Origin of the sequence: Allobosea sp. MMO-172, from assembly GCF_037147855.1 — a bacterium.
Lineage (GTDB): Bacteria > Pseudomonadota > Alphaproteobacteria > Rhizobiales > Beijerinckiaceae > Allobosea.
Genome location: NZ_JBBCUM010000008.1, coordinates 66,824 through 87,766 on the forward strand (window position 1 = coordinate 66,824; position 20,943 = coordinate 87,766).

The 20,943-nt window shown below is 66.4% G+C and carries 18 protein-coding genes and 1 tRNA gene; 17 read left to right on the forward strand and 2 right to left on the reverse strand.

The features are described 5' to 3' along the window. Positions 1–3: 3 nt before the first annotated feature. The 3 genes from tssF to tssH are packed head-to-tail and all read left to right on the forward strand — an operon-like array spanning position 4 to position 5,767. Positions 4–1,965 carry a type VI secretion system baseplate subunit TssF gene (gene tssF / locus WFK61_RS13650; RefSeq protein WP_336812492.1) on the forward strand — a complete coding sequence of 654 codons (1,962 nt, stop codon included), beginning with the start codon at positions 4–6 and terminating at the stop codon, positions 1,963–1,965. Continuing rightward, on the forward strand, positions 1,962–3,026 hold the full coding sequence (gene tssG, locus WFK61_RS13655) for a type VI secretion system baseplate subunit TssG (protein ID WP_442896300.1): 1,065 nt from the start codon (positions 1,962–1,964) through the stop codon (positions 3,024–3,026). Before tssF ends, tssG begins: the two co-directional genes overlap by 4 nt. Positions 3,027–3,037: 11 nt before the next feature. Next, positions 3,038–5,767 (forward strand): type VI secretion system ATPase TssH, encoded by a 2,730-nt coding sequence (gene tssH, locus WFK61_RS13660; protein ID WP_336812494.1) that lies wholly within the window; start codon positions 3,038–3,040, stop codon positions 5,765–5,767. Between the two features lie 169 nt (positions 5,768–5,936). Here the strand turns inward: tssH and glpD are convergent, their stop codons facing one another. After that, positions 5,937–7,475 (reverse strand): glycerol-3-phosphate dehydrogenase, encoded by a 1,539-nt coding sequence (gene glpD / locus WFK61_RS13665; RefSeq protein ID WP_336812496.1) that lies wholly within the window; start codon positions 7,473–7,475, stop codon positions 5,937–5,939. A gap of 174 nt (positions 7,476–7,649) precedes the next feature. On the opposite strand from glpD, the gene WFK61_RS13670 reads away from it, so the two are divergent. Both WFK61_RS13670 and pncB read left to right on the forward strand, forming a co-directional pair. After that, positions 7,650–9,500: a TRAP transporter large permease gene (locus WFK61_RS13670; RefSeq protein ID WP_336812498.1), complete on the forward strand. Its 1,851-nt coding sequence runs from the start codon at positions 7,650–7,652 to the stop codon at positions 9,498–9,500. 68 nt (positions 9,501–9,568) lie between these two features. Then, complete coding sequence (gene pncB / locus WFK61_RS13675) at positions 9,569–10,840, forward strand: nicotinate phosphoribosyltransferase (protein WP_336812500.1); 1,272 nt, start codon at positions 9,569–9,571, stop codon at positions 10,838–10,840. A gap of 18 nt (positions 10,841–10,858) precedes the next feature. Here the strand turns inward: pncB and WFK61_RS13680 are convergent, their stop codons facing one another. Continuing rightward, positions 10,859–11,884 carry a linear amide C-N hydrolase gene (locus tag WFK61_RS13680; RefSeq protein WP_336812775.1) on the reverse strand — a complete coding sequence of 342 codons (1,026 nt, stop codon included), beginning with the start codon at positions 11,882–11,884 and terminating at the stop codon, positions 10,859–10,861. 195 nt (positions 11,885–12,079) lie between these two features. On the opposite strand from WFK61_RS13680, the gene tuf reads away from it, so the two are divergent. From tuf to rplL, 12 genes are all read left to right on the forward strand, one after another. Further along, positions 12,080–13,270 (forward strand): elongation factor Tu, encoded by a 1,191-nt coding sequence (gene tuf / locus WFK61_RS13685; protein WP_336812524.1) that lies wholly within the window; start codon positions 12,080–12,082, stop codon positions 13,268–13,270. Between the two features lie 213 nt (positions 13,271–13,483). Beyond that, positions 13,484–14,608, forward strand: a complete 1,125-nt coding sequence (locus WFK61_RS13690; RefSeq protein WP_336812502.1) for a Gfo/Idh/MocA family protein — start codon at positions 13,484–13,486, stop codon at positions 14,606–14,608. A gap of 141 nt (positions 14,609–14,749) precedes the next feature. Continuing rightward, positions 14,750–15,649: a dihydrodipicolinate synthase family protein gene (locus WFK61_RS13695; protein ID WP_336812504.1), complete on the forward strand. Its 900-nt coding sequence runs from the start codon at positions 14,750–14,752 to the stop codon at positions 15,647–15,649. A gap of 61 nt (positions 15,650–15,710) precedes the next feature. Then, positions 15,711–15,786, forward strand: a tRNA-Trp gene (locus WFK61_RS13700). A 55-nt stretch (positions 15,787–15,841) separates the two neighbouring features. Then, positions 15,842–16,573 (forward strand): class I SAM-dependent methyltransferase, encoded by a 732-nt coding sequence (locus WFK61_RS13705; RefSeq protein ID WP_336812505.1) that lies wholly within the window; start codon positions 15,842–15,844, stop codon positions 16,571–16,573. A gap of 164 nt (positions 16,574–16,737) precedes the next feature. Next, on the forward strand, positions 16,738–16,932 hold the full coding sequence (gene secE, locus WFK61_RS13710) for a preprotein translocase subunit SecE (protein WP_061966725.1): 195 nt from the start codon (positions 16,738–16,740) through the stop codon (positions 16,930–16,932). Between the two features lie 14 nt (positions 16,933–16,946). Continuing rightward, complete coding sequence (gene nusG / locus WFK61_RS13715; RefSeq protein ID WP_047577926.1) at positions 16,947–17,480, forward strand: transcription termination/antitermination protein NusG; 534 nt, start codon at positions 16,947–16,949, stop codon at positions 17,478–17,480. Between the two features lie 74 nt (positions 17,481–17,554). Continuing rightward, on the forward strand, positions 17,555–17,935 hold the full coding sequence (locus WFK61_RS13720; RefSeq protein ID WP_336812507.1) for a hypothetical protein: 381 nt from the start codon (positions 17,555–17,557) through the stop codon (positions 17,933–17,935). A 201-nt stretch (positions 17,936–18,136) separates the two neighbouring features. Further along, positions 18,137–18,568 carry a 50S ribosomal protein L11 gene (gene rplK / locus WFK61_RS13725; protein WP_038358273.1) on the forward strand — a complete coding sequence of 144 codons (432 nt, stop codon included), beginning with the start codon at positions 18,137–18,139 and terminating at the stop codon, positions 18,566–18,568. Positions 18,569–18,581: 13 nt separating this feature from the next. Beyond that, positions 18,582–19,280 carry a 50S ribosomal protein L1 gene (gene rplA / locus WFK61_RS13730; RefSeq protein WP_047577919.1) on the forward strand — a complete coding sequence of 233 codons (699 nt, stop codon included), beginning with the start codon at positions 18,582–18,584 and terminating at the stop codon, positions 19,278–19,280. Positions 19,281–19,794: 514 nt separating this feature from the next. After that, positions 19,795–20,310, forward strand: a complete 516-nt coding sequence (gene rplJ / locus WFK61_RS13735) for a 50S ribosomal protein L10 (RefSeq protein WP_336812511.1) — start codon at positions 19,795–19,797, stop codon at positions 20,308–20,310. Between the two features lie 48 nt (positions 20,311–20,358). After that, entirely contained in the window at positions 20,359–20,739 is a 381-nt protein-coding gene (gene rplL, locus WFK61_RS13740; protein WP_336812513.1) for a 50S ribosomal protein L7/L12, read from the forward strand. Positions 20,740–20,943: the final 204 nt, after the last annotated feature.

Below are 20,943 nucleotides of genomic sequence, written 5' to 3' on the forward strand. Positions count from 1 at the left end.
GCGATGAACCAGGAGTTTCTCGACCTCTACAACCAGGAACTCCGGCTCTTCATGGAGCACAGCAAGGAGTTCGCGGAGGAGTATCCGGGCATTGCCGAGAGGCTCGGCGGGCTCGCGGGCGAGCGCATGGACCCGATGGTCGGCGGCCTGCTGGAGGGCGCGGCCTTTCTCGCCGCCCGCGTCCAGCTCAAGCTCCGGCACGAATTCCCCGAGTTCACCAACAACCTGATCGAGCAGTTGCTGCCGAACTACCTGGCGCCGACGCCCTCGGCGCTGCTGGCCGGGGTGATGCCGACCTATTCCGATCCGGCCCTGCGCGAGGGCATGCGGATTCCGCGCGGTTCCTATATCGACGCGACCTATCTGGAGCGCGAGCGCCGGGTGGCCTGCCGCTATCGCCTCGGCGGCGATGTCACGCTCTGGCCCTTCGAGATCACCGCTGCCGAATATATCCCGGCGCCGGGCCCGTTGCAGGCGCTGGGCCTGCGCACCGGTGCGCGGGCGCTGTCGGGCCTGCGCATTTCGCTGACGCATCGGATGATGGCCGATCGCGAGCAGGAGCCCTCGGCCGCGCAGGCGCTGAAGAACCCGGCGAGCTGGTTCGCGGGCTGCCGGACCCGCGAACTGCCGTTCCATCTGCTCGGCAGCGAGGGCGACGCGGTCGCGCTCTACGAGCAGCTCTTCTCGAACTGCATCGGCATCCATTTCCGCCATCTCGACGAGTTCGGCGATCCCGTGGTGACGCCGGGCGACGGCTGCCGGATCGAGCAGATCGGCTTCGACGAGGACGAGGCGCTGCTGCCGGCCGATACGCGCGTCTTCCGCGGCTTCGATCTGTTGCGGGAGCTGTTCTGGTTCCCGCGCAAGTTCCTCGGCTTCCGGCTGGAAGGGCTTGCCGGCATCATGCCGACGCTCAAGGCCAAGGCGGTCGACATCATCTTCGTGTTCGACGAGGTCAACACGCGCTTGCCCGGCGCTGTGCGCAAGGAGATGTTCGCGCTTTACGCGTCGCCGGCGATCAATCTGTTCGAGAAGACGGCGGACCGCATCCCGGTCAGGACGAACCAGCACGAATTCCATGTCGTGCCGGACCGCAGCCGCGCGCTCGACTACGAGCCGCACAGCATCCTCTCGGTCCACGCGCATTATGTCGGCGGACGCGAGAAGCAGCCGGTCCATCCGCTCTATTCCTCGCCGGAGGGAGCCTCGCCGACGCAGGGGCTGCATTATACCCAGCGTCGCCTGCCGCGCCGCCGTTCTTCGGCCGAGCGCCGACAGGGCCGGGTTTCCGACTACACGGGCACGGAGATGTTCATCTCGCTGGTCGAGCCGGCCGGCGTTTCCGACACGGCCTCCGTCGCCGAACTCAGTGTCCGCGCGCTCTGCTCCAACCGGCATCTGACCGAGCATCTGCCGACGGGGCAGGGCGGCGCCGATTTCCGCCTGATCGACAATGTCTCGCTCGACATCGCCTGCCTGGCCGGGCCGACGCCGCCGCGCGAGCCGGTGGTGTCCCAGCTCAAGCTGCGCTCGGAGACCGCGAGCACCGGCGTCGTGACCTGGCGGCTGGTCAACCTGATCAGCCTCAACCATCTCGGCCTCGTCCAGCGCGGTGCGGGCGAGAATGGCGAGGCGCTGCGCGAACTGCTCTCGCTCTTCGCCGATCTCGCCGACAGCGCCACCGAGCGGCGCATCCGCGGCATCAAGAGCGTCGACAGCCGCGCCGTCGTGCGCCGCTTCCCGCAGCGGGCGGGGACCGGCGCGGCGCGCGGGCTCGAAATCACCGTCCTGCTCGACGAGAAGGCTTTCGAGGGCTCCGGCGTCTTCCTGCTCGGCGCGGTGCTCGATCGCTTCTTTGCCGAATATGCCGCGATGAACCATTTCACCCAGACGGTGATCCGGACCGTCGAGCGCGGCGAAGTCATGCGCTTTCCGCCGCGTGCCGGTGCGAGGCGCATCCTGTGAGCGAGGACGCCGCCACCCCGCTGGAAAAGGCGCCGAACTATCAGGCGCAGCTCGAGGCCGAGCCCTGGCGCTTCGATTTCTACGCGGTGATGCGCCGGCTGGAGCGCAGCTTCCCGGATCGCCCAAGGGTGGGCGATGTCGTCTCGCGGCGCGATGAATATGTCGCGCTGGGCGAGCAGCCCTATCTCGACTTCCCGGCATCGAGCCTCGCGGAAGCGGATCGCGACGGGCAGGGGCGGCTGCGGCTCTTCGTCAAGTTCCTCGGCCTGCTCGGGCCGCAAGGGCCGCTGCCGCTGGCGACGACCGAGGAGAGCTATCACTGGACGCTGGCGCGCGACGACGCCTTCCCGCGCTTCCTCGACATCTTCAACCACCGCTTCCTGCAACTGTTCTACCGGGCCTGGGCGGATTCGCGGCCGGTCGCGCAGCGTGACCGGCCTGATCTAGACCGCTTCGCCGCCTATATCGGCAGCATGATCGGGGTGGGCTCCAAGCCCTATCTCAACCGCGACTCCGTTCCCGATGCCGAGAAGCTCGCCCATGCCGGCTTGATCGGCGCGCAGGCGAAATCGGCCTCGCGCCTGCGGCGCTTCCTTGCCGGGCTGTTCAAGGCCGATATCGAGATCGAGCAGTTCACCGGCATGTGGCTGGTCTTCGACCCAGCCGACCGGACGCGGCTCGGCGGCGCGCATTGCACGCTCGGCGGCGACGCGCTGCTGGGCGGCAGCGTCTACAGCGTCGAGGACAAGTTTCGCGTGAAGATCGTCGCCCGCGATCTCGAACAGTTCGAGCGCTTCCTGCCGAATGGCGACCGCTGCGAGCCGCTGGCGGATGCGGTGTTCTTCCACCTCGGCGAGCAGTTCGAATGGGATGTCGAGCTCGCCTTGCCGGTCGGCGAGGTCAAGCCGGTCCGGCTCGGCCAGTCCGGCCATCTCGGCTGGACGAGCTGGATGGCGCCGAACTGGAACGTCGAGGAGGGCGCCTTGCGCCGCGACGCCCGCTTCCATCCCGCCGAAAGCCTGCGCCTGAAACGAAGCCGCACTGCCGCCACCGGACACTGAAGGGGACGACCATGGCCGATATCAGCCTCGAAGCCGTCACAGGCAAGCTCAACCGGGTCGGCTACGACACCTTCCTGCAGGCGCTCAGGCAGGCGAAAGGGGCGGGCAACCGCAATGTCGAGCTGGCGCATTGGCTGCTGCAGGTCCTGCAGGGCACCTCGAACGACCTGACCCTGACCGCGGATCATTACAAGCTCGACCGCGCCAAGATGCTGATGGAGCTCGGCGGCGTTGTCGAAGGCTTCCGCCGCAACGAGACGGAGATGCCCGGCATCGCCAACCATATCGTCGATATCCTCGACCGTGGCTGGCACTACGCGACCCTGTTCTTCGGGGAGATGCAGATCAGGACCGGCCATCTCTTGGTCGCGGCGATGAAGTCGACGGAACTCCGCCGCGTGTTGACGGGGCTCTCCAAGGAATTTTCCAAGATCCCGGTCGAGGAACTGGCCGCAGGCTACGGCAAGATCTGGGAAAGTTCGGAAGAGGAAAACCTCCGCCCGATGGACGGCTCGGGCCTGCGCGCGGCGGGCACGCCGGGTGCTGAAGCTGCCGAGGGCGCGAAGGGCACGACGGCGCTCGACCGCTTCTCGCAGGACCTCACCGTCAAGGCCCGTTCCGGCACGATGGACCCGATCCTCGGCCGCGACGACGAGATTCGGCAGGTCATCGACGTGCTGATGCGCCGGCGCCAGAACAACCCGATCCTCACCGGCGAGGCCGGCGTCGGCAAGACAGCTATCGCCGAGGGCTTCGCCCAGCGCATCGCTTCCGGCGACGTGCCGCCGCCGCTCAGGGGCGTGCGCGTCTGCGCGCTCGATATCGGCCTGATGCAGGCCGGCGCCTCGATGAAGGGCGAATTCGAGCAGCGCCTGCGCTCGGTGATCGACGAGGTACAGTCCTCGCCGACGCCGGTGATCCTGTTCATCGACGAGGCGCATACGCTGATCGGCGCCGGCGGGCAGGCCGGCACGGGCGACGCCGCCAACCTCCTGAAGCCCGCTCTGGCGCGCGGCACTTTGCGCACCATCGCGGCGACGACATGGTCGGAATACCGCCAGTATTTCGAGAAGGACCCGGCGCTGACCCGGCGCTTCCAGCCGGTGCAGGTCGACGAACCGGATGTGGCGCGCTGCTGCACCATGCTGCGCGGGCTGATCGGGCCGATGGAGAAGCACCACAAGGTGCGTATCTCGGATGCTGCCATCGTCGCGGCGGTCTCGCTGTCGCATCGCTATATCCCGGCCCGCCAGCTTCCCGACAAGGCGGTGAGCCTGCTCGACACCGCCTGCGCCCGCGTCGCCATCAGCCAGAGCGCGACGCCGGCCGCGATCGAGGATGCGCGTGTCGCCATTTCGTCGCTGGAGCAGGAAAAGGCAGCGCTGACGGCGGATGCCGATCTCGGCACCGATGCCACAAAGCGGCTCAGTGAGATCGAGGCCGAGATCGCCGAGCGGCAGGAGAAACTCTCTGGCCTCGAAGGCGCCTGGGCGGGCGAGCTCGCCATCGTCGAGGAGATCAAGGCGCTGCGCACCAAGCTCGGTGAGAAGGCGCCCGGCGGGGAGGCGAAGGCCGAGAATGCCAAGCCGGAAGTGGGCGCAGAGGCTGCGCCGGCCGAAGCGGAGGCTCCTGTGCTTGAGGCCGCCGCCGATCCCGAGGAATCGCGCATCGCGCTCAACGCCAAGTTCGCGGCACTCAGCGAAATCGATCCGGCCAACCGGATGATCTACGCCCATGTCGACGAGCAATCGGTCGCCTCTGTCGTCTCGGACTGGACCGGCATCCCGGTTGGCCGGATGGTCAAGGACGAGATCGAGACGGTGCTCAACCTCGCGGAGACGCTGAACAAACGCGTCGTCGGGCAAGGCCACGGCATCGGGATGATCGCCAAGCGCATCGAGACCAATCGCGCTAGGCTCGACAATCCCAACAAGCCGATCGGCGTCTTCATGCTCTGCGGCCCCTCCGGCGTCGGCAAGACCGAGACGGCATTGGCGCTGGCGGAATCGCTCTATGGCGGCGAGCAGAACGTCATCACCATCAATATGAGCGAGTTCCAGGAGGCGCATACCGTCTCGACGCTGAAGGGCGCGCCTCCCGGATATGTCGGCTATGGCGAGGGCGGGCGCCTCACGGAAGCGGTCCGGCGCAAGCCCTATTCGGTGGTGCTGCTCGACGAGGTCGAGAAGGCGCATCCCGACGTCCATGAGCTGTTCTTCCAGGTCTTCGACAAGGGCCAGATGGAGGACGGCACCGGCCGGCGCATCGACTTCAAGAACACGCTGATCATCCTGACCTCGAATGTCGGCACCGACGAGATCATGAGCATGGCGGCGAACGGCGCGGCCAAGCCCGATCCCGAGGCGATGGCGGTAAGCCTGCGGCCGGCGCTGCTGAAAGTCTTCCCGCCGGCGCTGATCGGGCGGCTCGTGACCATTCCCTATTATCCGCTGTCCTCGGACATGCTGGCGGGAATCGTGCGGCTCCAGCTCGGGCGCATCGGCAAGCGGCTCAGCGAGAACCACAAGGCGGCCTTCGTCTATGACGATGCGGTGGTCGAGCACATCGTCGGCCAGTGCAACGACCCGGATTCGGGCGGGCGCATGATCGACAACATCATCACCAACTCGATGCTGCCGGCTCTCTCGCGCGCCATCCTCAACCTGCAACTGGACAAGAAGCCGCTGACCGAGGCGAAGGTCTCGGTCGCGGAGGGCCAGTTCGCCTATCAGGTGGCGTGAGCTTGACCAGAACCACGCCGTCATGCTCGCCCTTGTGGCGAGCACCCACGTCTCGAACGGCACCCGCCGGGGCGAAGGCGTGGATGGTCGGGACAAGCCCGACCATGACGGAAATGCCGGTTTTCGCCAGCTCCTGGCTCGTTGCTCGGTTACGCTCCGAGCATGACAGTCAGGCTGCCTGCCGCATGAAATCGTCGAGCGCTTCGCTCTCGGCCTTCGACAATCGCAGCCCCAGCTTGCTGCGGCGCCAGAGCACGTCCTGTGCCCGGCGCGCCCACTCCGCCTTCATGAGGTAGCGGATTTCGCGCTCATAGAGATCCGCGCCGAAATGCCGGCCGAGATCGGCGAGGCTCTTCGCGTCGCCGAGGATATCGCGGGCGCGGGTGCCATAGGCGCGGGCAAGCCGCGTCGCGCTGCGGCGTTCGAGCCAAGGATAGGCTGCGGCGACCTCGCCAACCAGCTTGTCGAAACCGCCGACCGGGAAATCGCCGCCGGGCAGGGCGCCGGCAACCGTCCATTCGGCGCGGGCGGCCCAGGGCGCAAGCGGCGCCAGTTTCGCGATCGCGGCCTCGGCGAGGCGGCGATAGGTCGTGATCTTGCCGCCGAAGACGGAGAGCAGCGGCGCTTCGCCTTCGGGCGCATCGAGCGTCAGCACATAGTCGCGCGTCGCTTCCTGCGCCTTCGAGGCGCCGTCGTCATAGAGCGGGCGCACGCCGGAATAGGTCCAGACCACCGATTCCGGCGTCACGGGCTGGCGGAAATATTCGCTCGAGGCGGCGCAGAGATAGGCGATCTCGTCCGGCGTCGCGACGACCTCGGCGGGGTCGCCGTGATAGTCGCGGTCGGTCGTGCCGATCAGCGTGAAATCCTGCTCGTAGGGGATGGCGAAGATGATGCGCCCGTCGGCATTCTGGAAGATGTAGCAGCGGTCGTGCTCGTAGAGCCGGGGCACGACGATATGGCTGCCCTGGACCATGCGGACGCCGGCCTTGGCATTGGTGTGGATGACGCCGTTCAGGACATCGCCGACCCAGGGGCCGGCGGCATTGACGAGCGTGCGCGCCCAGATCGTCTGCCGGCCTTCCGGGCCGTCCGTGTCCAGCTGCCAGAGGCCGTTCTCGCGATGGGCGGCGGTGACGCGGGTGCGGGTGTGGATCGCGGCGCCGCGCACGGCGGCATCCATCGCGTTCAGTACGACGAGGCGGGCATCCTCGACCCAGCAATCGGAATACTCGAAGGCCTTGGCCCGGTCGTCCTTGAGCGGCTTGCCGACTGCGTCATGGGCGAGGTCGAGCGTGCGCGTCGCCGGCAGCAGCTTGCGGCCGCCGATATGGTCGTAGAGGAACAGGCCGAGCCGAAGCAGCCAGGCCGGGCGCAGACCCTTGTGATGCGGCAGCACGAAGCGCAGCGGGCGGATGATATGCGGCGCGATGGCCCAGAGCCGCTCGCGCTCCATCAGGGCCTCGCGCACCAGCCGGAACTTGTAATGCTCGAGATAGCGCAGGCCGCCATGGATCAGCTTGGTCGAGCGCGAGGAGGTGGCGCTGGCGAGATCGTCCTTCTCGAACAGCACGACGGAGGCTCCGCGCCCGGCGGCATCGCGGGCGATGCCCGCGCCGTTGATGCCGCCGCCGATGACGGCGAGGTCGTAGGGGGTGGCGGGGGCGGTGCCGAAGCCGGCTAAAGGCGAGGTCGTTTCGGAGGCCATGCGCATCTTCTGGAAGGCTGGAAAAAGGCTGGGCGACGGCGCCATCCAATCCCGGCCGGGACGACGCGGCAAGCCTGCTCCTGTGGTCAATTCGGCGAGGATGTCAATTCGGGCGGCTTGACGCGCGCCGCGCGAGGCCGGAACAGGGCACCCGGGCAAGGGCATGACGGCAGGATGAGCCAGTCGGTGGATCGAGAGCGCGCGAAGCGGTTCCCGGAGCGGGCGGAGGCCGTTCTTCGCACTGTGCTGGAATATGCCGGTGCGGCGATCCTGGCGGTGCTGTTCCTCGTCGTGATGGCGGCCGTCCTGCAGCGCGATCTGTTCGGCGGCGGCTTCGTCTGGTCGGACGAGCTCGCGATCTGGCTGCATCTGGCGCTGATCGCCGTCGGTGCGCCGCTTGCCGTCACCGGCACGCTGGCGATGCGGCTCGATGTTCTGGTCCGCTTGCTGCCGGCCATGCCACGACGGATTGCCGCCGTCCTTGCGGACGCGATCGCCTTTCATGGCGCACTGGTGCTGGCGGCTGGTGGAGCGAATGTCGCCGCGTTCGTCGGCGGGCAGTCCACCGTGCTCGGCCTGCCGGAAGCTCTGCGCTTCGCCGTCTTCGCCTGTGGTGGCGGGCTGACGATTCTGATGCTGTTCCTGCGGGGTGGGATCGAGCGCGGCTGGGCCCGCGCGGTCGCAGCGCTCGTGCTCGGCTGCGGCTTTTATGGGCTCGCGCAGCTTTCCTTCGATCTGTTTCCGACGCCGAGCCTGGTCGCCGCGCTCGTCGCCGGGGCGGGGCTTCTGCTCGGCGCGCCCTTGCCCTTCGCTCTGCTCGCAGGTGTCTCGCTGACGGGGCCGTTCGGCGGGCTGATGCCGGAGCCGGCTATCGTGCAGACCCTGGTCGGCGGCATCGGCAAGTTCCTGTTGCTGGCCATTCCCTTCTTCCTGCTGGCGGGCGAATTGCTGACGGCGGGCGGGTTGGCCGAGCGCCTGATCCGCTTCGCCGCGACGCTGGTCGGGCATTGGCGGGCAGGGCTCGCGCAGACGGCGCTGGTCGCGAGCGTGCTGTTCTCGGGCGCCTCCGGCTCCTCCGTGGCCAATGCCGCCTTCGGGGCCAAGGTGATGGCGCCGACCTTGGTGGCGCGGGGGTATCCGCCGGCGAATGCGGCGGCGATCGTCGCGGGCGTCTCGATGCTCGACAACATCATCCCGCCCTCGATCGCCTTCCTCATCCTGGCGAGCGCGACCAATCTCTCGGTCGGCTCGCTGCTGGTCGGCGGCTTCGTTGCCGGCGGGGTGCTGGCGCTGGCCTTGGCGATCGGCATCCATCTCAGCGCGCGCGGCGTTGTCGATGCCGCGCCGAAGGCGAGCATGGCCGAGCGGGGCAGGGCGCTGATCGGCGCCATTCCGGCGATCGGGCTCGGCATCGTTGTGGTCGTCGGCATCCGCTTCGGCGTCGTGACGGTGACGGAGGCTTCCGCGCTTGCCGTCGCCTATGCCGTCATCGCCTGCCTCGCGCTGCGCAGCCTGAACGGGCGCGGCGTGCTGGCAGCCTTACGCAAATCGGCCACGGAGGCTGCGGCGATCGGCTTGCTGATCGGCGCTTCCGCGCCTTTCGCTTTCCTGCTCGCGGTCGATCGTGTCTCCGAGCAGATGGCCGGGCTCGTCACCGCCTTCGGCGCCGGGCCCTATGCGGTGATGCTGCTCGCCAATCTCGTGCTGCTGGTGGCCGGGCTCTTCCTCGATATCGGCGCGGCGATCCTGCTGCTCGCGCCGCTGCTGTTGCCGGTCGCGGTCGCTGCCGGGCTCGATCCGATCCAGTTCGGCGTGGTCCTCGTCGTCAACCTGATGATCCATGGGCTGACGCCGCCGCTCGGCATCCTCGTCTATGTCGTCAGCGGCATCATGCGGGTGCCTGCCGGAGCGGTTTTCCGGGCGGTGCTGCCGCTGCTCGGCGTGCTGCTGGCGGCTCTCATGGTGCTGTCGCTGGGCATGGCTGCGTGGCCTGCGCTTGCGCCCGCGCTCAAGGCGCTGTTCTGATGGACCTTCCTTCGCCCGGCGCCCGCGCCGTTCCACCGCCTAAGCCGTGAGCCGGCCCGGACTTCGATATGATCTTCACCGACATCGCGACGCGGACCTACAACCACGGTTGGCGGCTCGACCCGATCATCCGCAGCCTGCTCGACACGGATTTCTACAAGCTCCTGATGCTGCAGATGATCCGGGCCTTCCATCCGGACGTGCAGGTCACCTTCTCGCTGATCAACCGCTCGAAGCATATCCGGCTCGCCGATATCGTCGACGAGGGCGAGCTCAGGGCGCAGCTCGACCATGCCCGCTCATTGCGCTTCACCAAGAACGAACTGATCTGGCTCGCCGGCAACAGCTTCTACGGCAAGACGCAGATGTTCTCGCCGGAGTTCATGGCCTGGCTCGCCGATTTCCAGTTGCCGGATTACGATCTGCGCAAGGTCGACGGGCAGTATGAACTGCATTTCGAGGGGCCCTGGACCCACAGCACGATGTGGGAGGTGCCGGCTCTGGCGATCGTCAACGAGCTCAGGGCGCGCCGGGTCATGCTCGGCCAGAAGCGCTTCTCGCTCGACGTGCTCTATGCCCGCGCCAAGGCCAAGATGTGGGACAAGGTCGAGCGTCTGCAGAAGCTGCCGAACCTCAAGCTCTCCGATTTCGGCACGCGCCGGCGCCATGGCCATCTCTGGCAGCGCTGGTGCGTCGAGGCGCTCAAGGAAGGGCTGGGCTCGGCCTTCACCGGCACCTCGAACGTGCTGCTGGCGATGGATGCCGATCTGGAAGCTATCGGTACCAATGCCCATGAGCTGCCGATGGTGCTGGCGGCGCTCGCCGATTCGGACGAGGAGCTGCTGCGCGCGCCCTATCGCGTGCTCGACGAATGGCGCCAGGTCTATGGCGGCAACCTGCTGATCGCGCTGCCCGACGCCTTCGGCTCGCAGAGCTTCCTGCGCCATGCGCCGGACTGGGTAGCCGACTGGACCGGTTTCCGCCCCGACAGCGCGCCGCCGATCCCGGCCGGCGAGACGATCATGGCGTGGTGGCGCGAGCATGGGCGCGATCCGCGCGACAAGATGCTGGTCTTCTCGGACGGGCTCGATGTCGACGCGATCGAGCGCGTCTACCACCATTTCGACGGCAAGGTCCGCATGGCCTTCGGCTGGGGCACGGACCTCACCAACGATCTCGTCGGCTGCTCGCCGGACGGCTCGCGCGCGCTCGATCCGATCTCGCTGGTCTGCAAGGTCACCAAGGCCAACGGCCGCCCGGCGGTGAAGCTCTCCGACAATCCCGAGAAGGTCTCGGGCGATCCGGAGACGGTGAAGCGCTATCGGCGGGTGTTCCAGTAAGGCGTCGCGCCGTCGGCCTTATGGCTTGAGGCCGAGGAAGGCGAAGGGCTTCGCCGCCACGAACTTCTCCGTGGCGTCGCCGGCATAGACATGGTCCTGGTCGCGGCCGAGGTCGAGCTTGCGCGTGCCGGCCGCCGTCGCGAAGTCGATCTTCTTGAGATCGACCCAGAAGGTGTTCGGCGTCAGCGCCGATTCGAAGAAATAGAGCTTGCGGGCGTGGTCGACGACGGTGCGCCAGCGCGTCGAGGAGATGTTGGGCTCCTCGGGCGTGTTCAGCCCGAACGGCACCGAGACATTGCGGATCACGCTGAAGACGCTGGCGACGGCCCGGTTCGGATCGTCGAATTTCGGGATCGCGTTGGCGTAGAAGGAGGCGCGGGCGAAGCGGTCCGCGGCCCGGTTGGTGCCAGGCAGCACCACCGTGCCGCCGATCTGCTTCCAGTATGCGTCGAGGGCGAGCTGCTGGTCGAAGACCGGCGAGTTGGTCATCACCTGATACTGGCGACCGTGATGGATGACCTGTTTGCCGCCGATATACTCGACGATCGCGCTGTCGCCGGTGGCGTCCGATAGCGAGAGATGCAGCGTCGCCAGGCGGGTCTCTCCGGGGACGGCGTCGGTGACGATCGTGAACGGCTCCTGGCGCAGGGCTTCCACCGCCTCGGCCACCGTGCCGAAATTGTCGAGCGCGTATTGCGCCCAGGCGGCAATGGTCAGGCCCGGCTTCGAGCCCGCCTCGAATGTCGGGTACTGCGATTCCACGAGCCAGAGCACATTGGCCGATAGCCCGGCCTCGTTGACGCCGTCCGTGGTCGAGATGTCATAGCCCGAGGCGATGACGCTGCCGTATTTCGCCGTCCAGCGGATCGAATTCGGCCCAGCTTCGCCTGATCGCTCGACGCCGCGCGGCATGATCCAGAGATTGGTCGCGACGTCGCTTTTCCAGTCCATCGAGCGCGCGGTGATGACGCGCCCCTCGGCTCCGAAATAGACGAAACGCGTGCAGGCCTGCGCCGCCTCGCCGGCCAGCAGCGCTCCCGCCATGGCGAGCGCCGCCAATTGATGCCGTGTCGGGCGGGTGTTTCTGGACATCGCTCTTCTTCCGATCTGCAGCGTTCTCGAAGCTCGGGAGACCACGCCTTAACGGCCTTCCATGACCAATCTTGCATCGCCGCGCAAAAACCCCTAATGCGACCGCGTTTCTGGGCCCGAAGGGCCGCCTTCGAGGACAAGGGTGTCATGGCCAAAGAGAAGTTTTCGCGGAACAAGCCGCACTGCAACATTGGAACGATTGGTCACGTTGACCATGGCAAGACGTCTTTGACGGCTGCGATCACGAAGGTTCTGGCCGAGACGGGCGGCGCTTCGTTCACGGCGTATGACCAGATCGACAAGGCCCCGGAAGAGAAGGCGCGCGGCATCACGATCTCGACCGCTCACGTCGAGTACGAGACGGCGAACCGCCACTATGCCCACGTCGACTGCCCCGGCCACGCCGACTACGTGAAGAACATGATCACGGGCGCGGCGCAGATGGACGGCGCGATCCTGGTTGTGTCGGCTGCCGACGGCCCGATGCCGCAGACCCGCGAGCACATCCTGCTGGCGCGCCAGGTCGGCGTTCCCGCGCTGGTGGTGTTCATGAACAAGGTCGACCTGGTCGACGACGCCGAGCTGCTCGAGCTCGTCGAGATGGAGATCCGCGAGCTCCTCTCGAAGTACGACTTCCCCGGCGACGACATCCCGATCACCAAGGGCTCGGCCAAGGTCGCGCTGGACAACGGCGACAAGGCGATCGGCCATGACGCGGTCGTCGCGCTGATGAAGACGGTGGACGAGTACATCCCGCAGCCGGAGCGTCCGATCGACCAGCCGTTCCTGATGCCGGTCGAAGACGTGTTCTCGATCTCGGGCCGTGGCACGGTTGTGACCGGCCGCGTCGAGCGCGGCATCGTCAAGGTCGGCGAGGAAATCGAGATCGTCGGCCTGAAGGACACGGTGAAGACGACCGTCACGGGCGTCGAGATGTTCCGCAAGCTGCTGGACCAGGGCCAGGCCGGCGACAACATCGGCGCGCTGCTGCGCGGCACGAAGCGTGAGGACGTCGAGCGCGGCCAGGTGCTGTGCAAGCCGGGCTCGGTGAAGCCGCACACGAAGTTCAAGGCCGAGGCCTACATTCTGACGAAGGAAGAGGGTGGCCGTCACACGCCGTTCTTCACCAACTACCGCCCGCAGTTCTACTTCCGCACGACGGACGTGACCGGCGTGGTCTCGCTGCCGGAAGGCACGGAGATGGTGATGCCGGGCGACAACATCTCGATGGAGGTGACGCTGATCGCCCCGATCGCGATGGAAGAGAAGCTGCGCTTCGCCATCCGCGAAGGCGGTCGCACGGTTGGAGCAGGTGTTGTTGCTTCGATCATTGCCTGATCGACTGCACGCAGACTGATTTGGGAAAGGGCGGTGGCGACACCGCCCTTTTTCTTTGCCCGCAGCGTTCGCGGCTGGTTGACGAGCGCGTCGGAGCGGCTTGTTCAATAATCTGTGCACAGCTGTGCATGTTCGTGCCATGGTGCACCGACGAGCAGCCGGCTATCAGTTCGGCAATGTCGCCGTTTCGAGAGCGACCGCCGGGAGACGCCGATGACGACGGGAAAGCCAAGGCTGAGGATCGGCCTGATCGGCACGGGCTTCATGGGCAAGGCCCATGTCTTCGGCTTCGCCGCGGCGCAGCGGGTCTTCGACCTGCCTTTCGAGCTTGAATTGCATACGGTCGCCGACCGGGACGAGGCGCTCGCGGCGGCGGCTGCGCGGACGCTCGGCTTCGCCCGCTCCAGCGGAGACTGGCGCAGCCTCGTCGCCGATCCCGAGATCGATCTGATCGATATCACCGCGCCGAACGCCTTCCATCGCGAGATGGCGCTCGCGGCCATCGCTACCGGCAAGCATGTCTATTGCGAGAAGCCATTGGCGCCGACGGCCGCGGAGGCGCGCGAGATGGCCGATGCGGCGGCGGCTGCGACGATCAAGACGCAGGTCGGCTTCAACTATCTCTGCAATCCGATGCTCTCGCTGGCGCGGGAGATGATCCGGGCCGGCGAGATCGGCGAGATCAGAAGCTATCGCGGCATCCATGCCGAGGATTACATGGCCGATGCCGCGACGCCCTTCGGCTTCCGGCACGAGCCGGCCGGCGGTGGGGCGCTCGCCGATATCGGCAGCCATGCCCTGGCGACGGCCGAGTTCCTGCTTGGCCCGATCGTAAAGGTCATGGGCGATTGCGTCACCGCCATCGCCAGCCGGCCGGACGGTCGGGGCGGGCAGCGCGCGGTCATGGTCGATGACGCCAGCCGCGCCTTCCTGCGCTTCGCCAATGGCGCGAGCGGCAGCATCGAGGCGAGCTGGATCGCGACCGGCCGCAAGATGCAGCATGATTTCGAAGTCTACGGCACCAAGGGTGCGCTGCTCTTCACGCAGGAGCGTCTCAACGAACTGCATGTCTACAGCACGGCCGATGCAGCCGGGCGGCGTGGCTTCCGCCGGATCGAGGCCGCGCCGGAGCACGAGCCCTATGGGCTGTTCTGCGTGGCGCCGGGCCATCAGCTCGGCTTCAACGACCTGAAGGCGATCGAGGTGGCGCGCTTCATGGACGCGATCGCGGGCCTGGCGCCCGAGCCGTTCGATTTCCGGGCGGGAGAGCGCATCCAGATGCTGGTCGAGACGATCCAAGCCTCGGCGCGGGAAGGGCGCTGGCTGGACATTCCCTGATCCTGCAGATGGCGCAGAGCGCCCGCCAGCCGGGCGCTCTGGTCGGCGGGATTGCGTCTCTCTAGAAACGGGAGAGGGGCCGTCACCCGATCCGCGCCATGCGCGGACGACCCGCAGCGCGGCCCAAGGGAGGTTCGTCTCATGGGTTTCGCGCCGCCGTTTCCGGGCATCCATTCGATCGTCTTCGCGCTGTTCGACGCGCATGAGCGGCTCGATCGCGCCGCGATGCGCAAGCAGACGCAGATCAGCCTCGATCTCGACGTGCAGGGCATGGCGGCGCTGGGGCTCGCGACCGAGGTCTCGAAGCTGAGCTTCACCGAACGCTGCACCGTGATGGAATGGATGGCGGAGGATGTGGCGGGCAAGAAGCCGCTCGCCTTCACGATCTTCGGCTCTTCCGTGGCGGAGCAGGCCGCGCTGGTGAAGGTCGCCGAGAAGAACGGCGCCGACTGGGTGATTCTCCAGCCGCCGATGGTTGGCAGCTTCGGGGCGGCCGAATATATCAGCTTCTTCGGGCGCATCGCCGAGACGACGACGCTTCCGGTCGCGATCCAGAACGCGCCGGCCTATATGGGCCGCGGCCTTTCGGCGGAGGATATCCGCGAGCTGACGCGGCGCTATCCGAATATCAGCCTGATCAAGGGCGAGGGCTCGGTCGTCGAGATCGAGCGCCTGATCGCGGTCACCGAAGGCCACCTGCCGATTCTCAACGGGCGTGGTGGGCTCGAACTGATCGACAATTTCCGCGCCGGCTGCGCCGGCATGATCCTGGCACCGGACACGATCGACTACGCGCTGCGTGCCTATGCCCGCTACAAGGCCGGTGACGAAGCGGGGGCGGATGCCGCCTATCGCGAGGTTCTGCCGGCCATCACCTTCATCATGCAGTCGATCGAGACGCTGCTTTGCTACGGAAAACGCATCTTCGGGGCGCGTGCGGGCATCCCGATCCATGATCGCGGCCCGGCATTGAGGCCGACCGAATTCGGGCTCAAGCTGGTCGAGCGTTATGCCCGGGAGCTCGGCCCCTACAGCAAATGAGGATGACCAGCGATTTCGACTTGAAATGCATCGCGCCTTGGGGCACATGACGCCCACCTGCAGGGGTATAGCTCAGTTGGTAGAGCGGCGGTCTCCAAAACCGCAGGTCGCGGGTTCGAGCCCTGCTGCCCCTGCCAGTCGTCCCGCTGGCGACTTCAAGCCCGGATGCCCAAGCAGGTTGGCGAGGCATCCATGACCCAGAACATCTACGACGACGAGACCTTCTTCGCGGGCTACAGCCGGCTGCCGCGTTCGGTCCATGGTCTGGACGGCGCTCCGGAATGGCCGGTGCTGCGTGGCATGCTGCCGGAGCTTGCCGGCAAGCACGTGCTCGATCTCGGTTGCGGCTTCGGCTGGTTCTGCCGTTTCGCGGTGGGCGAGGGGGCCACGAGCGTGCTCGGCGTCGATGTCTCCGAGAAGATGCTGGAGCGGGCGCGGCGAGAGACGGCCGATTCCCGCGTCGCCTACGAGCGCGCCGATCTCGAAACCTATGCAGCGCCGGCGGGAGCGTTCGATGTCGCCTACAGCTCGCTCGCCTTCCATTACATCGAGGATCTCGCCGGGCTGTTCGGGCGGGTGCATGCGGCGCTGAAGCCGGACGGCAGCCTCGTTTGTTCGGTCGAGCATCCGATCATGACCGCGCCGGTTCGGCAGGAATGGCTCGCCGATGCCGATGGCCGCGCGACCTGGCCGGTCAACGGCTACCACGACGAGGGCAGGCGGGTGAGCAACTGGCTGGCAGAGGGCGTGGTCAAGCGCCATCGCACCATCGGAACCTATCTCGACCTGCTGCTGGGCGCCGGCTTCCGGCTCGACAGGCTGGTGGAATGGGCGCCGAGCCCGGAGCAGGTCACGGCCGAGCCGGGCTGGGCGAAAGAGCGCGAGCGACCGTTCTTCCTGCTGATAGCGGCGAGTCGGACCTGAGAGGAGGCTTGGCCCGAAAGGGTCTTGGCTAAAGGCTCCAAGCGATGTAAGAGGCTTGCAATGACGGCGCGCAACCCTTCCCGGGTTCCGCGCCGCGAATGTTTCAGGACGGCCGAATCGGCACCGCACGGGATCGCGGAACGGTTCGGAACCCGAGGTGGTTCATGGCGAAATCCAATCCCTTCCAGTTCCTGCAGGACGTGCGCTCCGAGGCGACCAAGGTCACCTGGCCGTCCCGCCGCGAGACGCTGATCACCACGGGCCTCGTGCTCGCGATGGTGGTCCTGTCCAGCCTGTTCTTCCTCTTCACCGATACCGTCATCCGCTGGGTGCTCGGCCTCGTCCTCGGCGCCCGTTGAACGGAATTACGAACGTGAGCACCCGCTGGTATATCGTCCACGCTTATTCGAACTTCGAGAACAAGGTCGCCCAGTCGATCCGCGACCAGGCCGCGCAGCGTAACCTCGCCGACAAGTTCGACGAAGTTCTGGTGCCGACCGAGAAGGTCGTCGAGGTTCGCCGCGGCCGCAAGGTCGACACCGAGCGCAAGTTCTTCCCGGGCTACGTCCTGGTGAAGTGCGAGATGACCGACGAGGTCTATCACCTCATCAAGAACACGCCGAAGGTCACCGGCTTCCTGGGCGCCGACAAGGCCAAGCCCATGCCGATCCCCGAGCACGAGGCGATGCGCATCAAGGGCCAGGTGGCCGAGGGCATCGAGCGGCCGAAGCCGACGATCGTTTTCGAGGTCGGCGAGCAGGTCAAGGTCGCGGACGGCCCCTTCGCCTCGTTCAACGGCGTCGTCGAGGATGTCGACCATGCTCGCGCCCGCCTCAAGGTCGCGGTCTCGATCTTCGGCCGCGCCACGCCGGTCGAGCTCGAATATAGCCAGGTCGAGAAGCTCTGACCACGCGCGCTGCGGACTGACGATTGCGCCGGGCCTTGCGTCCCGGCATGCTGATGGCATCACGGGGGGGTGCCATGGCCCGTTGGTCGGATTGCTATCTGCTTTCGGAAGTGAGGCTGCGGCGCCCCGAACTGCAGTCGTCGGGCGTCTATGAACTCGGCTTCATCCGGCGCCGGGCGGGGAGCCTCGAGAGCGAATTCACGCCGTTCTATGTCGGCAAGGCGAAGGTGCTCTACAATCGCCTGTCGAGCTACGTGTCGGCGCGCTGCCATAACGAACTGATCCGGATTCAACATGAAACCGGCCATCTCCGGATTTGGTATCATACGTTCCGGACGCTTTCTTACGCGGACAGCGAGGCGCGGTTGCAGAACCGTCTCGGCATCGGCGATGCCGGCTATTATCGCTGGAACAAACGCCTGGAGTTCCTCGGCCGCAACGACGCTCTGCTCTGAAGGCATCGATTTCGGCTTCCCTTCGGCGCTCCCTTATGTCATAGGGCGCGCCTCAACCGCGTGGGAGGCGTGCCGGTCGCCAGCCGGACTCAAGGCGCCGCACCACGCACTGCAACCACCCCGGCCCCGATGAAGAGCATCGGCAGGCGGGGTCGTCGTCGTTCCGAATAGGCATCGGGGCGGACGGCAGGAGCAGCCATCATGGCGAAGAAGATCACGGGCTACGTGAAGCTTCAGGTTCCGGCGGGCGCGGCCAATCCGTCGCCGCCGATCGGTCCGGCGCTGGGTCAGCGCGGCCTCAACATCATGGAATTCTGCAAGGCCTTCAACGCGAAGACCCAGCAGATGGAAAAGGGCATGCCGATCCCGGTGATCATCACCGCGTATGCCGATCGTTCCTTTACCTTCGAGATGAAGCAGCCGCCGGTCTCGTACTGGCTGAAGAAGGCCGCCGGCCTGACCTCGGGCTCGAAGACCCCGGGCAAGGGCGGCAATGTCGGCAAGGTCACCACTGCGCAGATCGCCGAGATCGCCGAGAAGAAGATGGCCGATCTGAACTGTGACACCGTCGAATCGGCTTCGGCCATGATCCGTGGCTCGGCCCGCTCGATGGGCCTGGAAGTCGTGGGCTGAGGGAGGCTGACCAATGGCACATGTCGGAAAGCGCGTCGTCAAGGGCCGTGAAGGCATTGACCGCACCAAGCTGTACTCGCTCGACCAGGCTGTCACGTTCATCAAGGAACGCGCCAACGCCAAGTTCGACGAGACTGTCGAGATCGCGATGAATCTCGGCGTCGATCCCCGTCACGCCGACCAGATGGTCCGCGGCGTCTGCAACCTGCCGAACGGCTCGGGCCGCACGCTGCGCGTCGCCGTCTTCGCCCGCGGCGCCAAGGCCGACGAGGCCAAGGCTGCGGGTGCCGACATCGTCGGCGCTGAGGAGCTGGTCGAGACCGTTCAGAAGGGCGAGATCAACTTCGATCGCTGCATCGCGACCCCGGACATGATGGGTCTCGTCGGCCGTCTCGGTAAGGTGCTCGGCCCGCGCGGCCTGATGCCGAACCCGCGCGTCGGCACCGTCACCATGGACGTGACCGCCGCCGTCGCCGCCTCGAAGGGCGGTTCGGTCGAGTTCCGCGTCGAGAAGGCCGGTATCGTCCACGCCGCCGTCGGCAAGGCCTCGTTCTCGGCCGAGAAGCTCTCGGAGAACATCAAGGCGTTCGTCGACTCCGTCGCCAAGGCGAAGCCCGCCGGCGCCAAGGGCACCTATATCCAGCGCGTCGCCCTGTCGTCGACGATGGGCCCGGGCGTCAAGATCGAGCCGAACACCGTCATCGGCGGCTGATCAGGCTCAGGGAAGGGCGGCTGGCTGACTGGCCGCCCACCCGCTCTTGATTTTGTGAAGTCAAGAGCCTACTTGGCAGGAACAGGCGAAGGCGCTATACGCACGCCTGTTTCCATAAGTGAAGGGGCTCCAGCGTGCCTGGCACGAAGGGGTCTGTTTCGCGTTTTTCGGCGGTTTTCCGCTGAAGAATGGGTGATTTGAGCCAGGGAAAGCGATTTCCAAGGCATGGAATCATCCAGTCCTGTCTGAGACTGCAGGTGCCTTCCCGGTTCGTCCGGGAGCATAATTTCGCCAAGAGGCCTGCATAGACGGTGCAAGAGCTTAGTCCCGGATCGCAAGATCCGGAAAAGACGGTTCGAACCATCTCGCCCGGTCGTGGCCCTCAAGGGTCGGGAGCGGGGACAGGGCACCAAGCGTCGCTTTGCGGGACGCCGGTGTCAACCGGGGTTTCGGGAAGCGGCATTTGCAACCGGCGGCCAGCCCTCAAGGCTTGTCGCCTACCGGAGAGAGCCCAGTGGATAAAGCGGCAAAGAAAGATGCCGTCGCGTCGCTGAACGATGTGTTTTCGAGCACGTCGGTCGTCGTCGTGGCCCACTATGCGGGTTTGACCGTGGCCCAGTTCCAGAAGCTTCGTCGCGAGATGAAGGCGAATGGCGCCACTGTTAAGGTCGCAAAGAACCGCTTGGCCAAGATCGCTCTTGAAGGCACCGACGTCGCGTCCATCAGCAAGCTGCTGACGGGTCCCACCCTGATCGCTTATTCAAACGATCCGGTCGCGGCGCCGAAGGTCGCCACCGCTTTCGCCAAGGAAAACGACAAGCTCGTCATCCTGGGCGGCGCGATGGGCACGACCGCCCTGAACCCCGATGGTGTCAAGGCTCTGGCCACGATGCCCTCGCTCGACGAAATGCGCGCCAAACTCATCGGCCTCATCCAGGCCCCGGCTACGAAGCTCGCGCAGCTCACGAACGCGCCCGCCGGCAAGCTGGCTCGCGTGGTTCAGGCTTACGCCGACAAGAATGCGGCTTGATAGCCAGCAACCTTTATCGTTCGAACCTCTTAAGACAGGAAGTTAAACATGGCCGATCTCGCCAAGCTCGTCGACGAACTGTCGTCGCTCACCGTTCTCGAGGCTGCTGACCTCGCCAAGATGCTCGAAGAGAAGTGGGGCGTTTCCGCCGCCGCCGCCGTCGCCGTTGCGGCTGGTCCGGCTGCTGGTGGTGGCGCTGCCGCCGCTGCTGAAGAGCAGACCGAGTTCACCGTCGTTCTTGCCGCCGCCGGCGACAAGAAGATCGAGGTGATCAAGGAAGTCCGCGCCATCACCGGCCTGGGCCTGAAGGAAGCCAAGGACCTCGTCGAAGGCGCTCCGAAGCCGCTCAAGGAAGGCGTTGCCAAGGACGAGGCCGAGAAGCTCAAGAAGCAGCTCGAGGCCGTCGGCGCCAAGGTCGAGCTCAAGTGAGCTTGGGCCGGCTGATGCCGGTCCGACCGTAGTCACTATCGACAGTCCCGGGGCATTCAAGCCTCCGGGGCTGTTGCGTCGTTTCCGAAAGGCGCGGCGAATCGATGAGGCAGATCGTGCGATTTGCCTCGAACGGCTGACCCGGCGGCCTTGCCGCCGGCTCTGCAGGACCTCCGGGTCAGCCGTCTGCAACAGCGGTTCATC

What these genes read in the sequence shown, in the direction of transcription:
- tssF (WP_336812492.1), top strand. Translation starts at nt 4, where the DNA reads ATGAACCAGGAGTTTCTCGACCTCTACAACCAGGAACTCCGGCTCTTC.
- tssH (WP_336812494.1), top strand. Translation starts at nt 3,038, where the DNA reads ATGGCCGATATCAGCCTCGAAGCCGTCACAGGCAAGCTCAACCGGGTC.
- glpD (WP_336812496.1), bottom strand. Translation starts at nt 7,475, where the DNA reads ATGGCCTCCGAAACGACCTCGCCTTTAGCCGGCTTCGGCACCGCCCCC.
- WFK61_RS13670 (WP_336812498.1), top strand. Translation starts at nt 7,650, where the DNA reads ATGAGCCAGTCGGTGGATCGAGAGCGCGCGAAGCGGTTCCCGGAGCGG.
- pncB (WP_336812500.1), top strand. Translation starts at nt 9,569, where the DNA reads ATGATCTTCACCGACATCGCGACGCGGACCTACAACCACGGTTGGCGG.
- WFK61_RS13680 (WP_336812775.1), bottom strand. Translation starts at nt 11,884, where the DNA reads ATGGCGGGAGCGCTGCTGGCCGGCGAGGCGGCGCAGGCCTGCACGCGT.
- tuf (WP_336812524.1), top strand. Translation starts at nt 12,080, where the DNA reads ATGGCCAAAGAGAAGTTTTCGCGGAACAAGCCGCACTGCAACATTGGA.
- WFK61_RS13690 (WP_336812502.1), top strand. Translation starts at nt 13,484, where the DNA reads ATGACGACGGGAAAGCCAAGGCTGAGGATCGGCCTGATCGGCACGGGC.
- WFK61_RS13695 (WP_336812504.1), top strand. Translation starts at nt 14,750, where the DNA reads ATGGGTTTCGCGCCGCCGTTTCCGGGCATCCATTCGATCGTCTTCGCG.
- WFK61_RS13705 (WP_336812505.1), top strand. Translation starts at nt 15,842, where the DNA reads ATGACCCAGAACATCTACGACGACGAGACCTTCTTCGCGGGCTACAGC.
- secE (WP_061966725.1), top strand. Translation starts at nt 16,738, where the DNA reads ATGGCGAAATCCAATCCCTTCCAGTTCCTGCAGGACGTGCGCTCCGAG.
- WFK61_RS13720 (WP_336812507.1), top strand. Translation starts at nt 17,555, where the DNA reads ATGGCCCGTTGGTCGGATTGCTATCTGCTTTCGGAAGTGAGGCTGCGG.
- rplK (WP_038358273.1), top strand. Translation starts at nt 18,137, where the DNA reads ATGGCGAAGAAGATCACGGGCTACGTGAAGCTTCAGGTTCCGGCGGGC.
- rplA (WP_047577919.1), top strand. Translation starts at nt 18,582, where the DNA reads ATGGCACATGTCGGAAAGCGCGTCGTCAAGGGCCGTGAAGGCATTGAC.
- rplL (WP_336812513.1), top strand. Translation starts at nt 20,359, where the DNA reads ATGGCCGATCTCGCCAAGCTCGTCGACGAACTGTCGTCGCTCACCGTT.